This is a genomic window from Bartonella sp. CL162QHHD, assembly GCF_042195435.1.
Lineage (GTDB): Bacteria > Pseudomonadota > Alphaproteobacteria > Rhizobiales > Rhizobiaceae > Bartonella.
On record NZ_JBHIOG010000039.1, the window covers coordinates 1 to 1,273 of the forward strand.

Annotated in this window: 1 protein-coding gene; it reads right to left on the minus strand. The window is 45.0% G+C overall.

Features of this window, described 5'->3' with window-relative positions; translation table 11 throughout:
• The coding region (locus tag ACFILD_RS03120) for a hemagglutinin repeat-containing protein (protein WP_375664756.1) at positions 1-1,273 on the minus strand (1,273 nt) is incomplete at both ends.

The following is a 1,273-nucleotide window of genomic DNA, read 5'->3' on the forward strand; positions in this document are numbered from 1 at the left end:
TTTTGCTTCTTGTGTTGAATTGGTCAAACCCCAAAAGTTATTTTCCATAAACTTCTGATAGCCCGCGACTAGAAGTTCTGAAATAGCAGAATCAGCTTCTGGGAACACCACAAAATAAAGCGGTTCATTTTTATCCTTCGCATGTTGAACCGCATAAACAGCGGCTTCCTCTGGTGGAGTAAAGATGCCATTAAAGGACACATGCACCTTGCCATCAGCACCCTCTTGTAAATGCTGCTTTTCTTCATCCGTTAAATAATGTGCGTGAGGTATTTTTTGTCCACGAGCGTCTTTGATATACTGTCCATTTGCATCTATTTCATAGATTATATTACCCTTTTCATCACGGTCGACCACAGCGATGGGGTGCTCTTTGATAAACATGGTTTTATAGGAGTCATCACTGTATTTAAATCCTTCTTCTAAAAGTTGGGTTGCCATTTCACGGTTTTCATGGACGATTTGTTCCAGCTTGCCTGCATCGAGCTGTTGTACACCCTTATGGGCGGTGGCAGTATCACGATTAAGGGAGGCTATGGCTTGTTCCACATCTTGCCCTGTCAATGCCTTCTGCCCTGCTTCATCAGTAATGACAATGGTGCCATCGCTAATGGCGGATTTGGTGTATCCTTCCTCTGAATCTTTAGCTTTTGAATGATCTAAGACATTTTTAGCAATGTTTTTCCCGACACCATATTTGCCCTGATACATCGGACCACCCGCAGAAATGCTTAAACCTTGGCTGCTAGCTTGAGCATGCGCACCGTTGCTGATATCACTGGTGCTAATGCTTCCTGTGGTCAGGCTGTTTTTTTCTGCCGGCGCAGTGCTGGCAATAAGCCCCCCAGTTAGGGTCGTTTTGTCTTTAACGTTGATCTTAAAACCGCCATCACCGGCTTTGATGCCTGATTGCTCCACAACACTATGATAATCGCTAGAGGATTTATCCTTGTTCAAGGAAATATTGGTTGTGGCTGCATCATCCTTTTTTCCACCATTAAACCCAATAGAAAAAGAGTCTTGCTTGCTGGAAGTTTGTCCCGTATCACTGCGGCTGGTAATGGCGAAATCACCCCCTACTTCCATTTCTACATGGTCTGCAGAAGCCACGGCGCCTGCCAGTATGGTGTTTCCCTGACTTATGGTATGAAGAGTGCCAGTGCCTATAATATGGCTGTTCTTGTGATGCACTTCCTCACTGGAACCCTTGCCTTTACCAAAAGAAGCATTCCCCATCCACCCTGGACCACCGGTACCATAACTATACCCAACA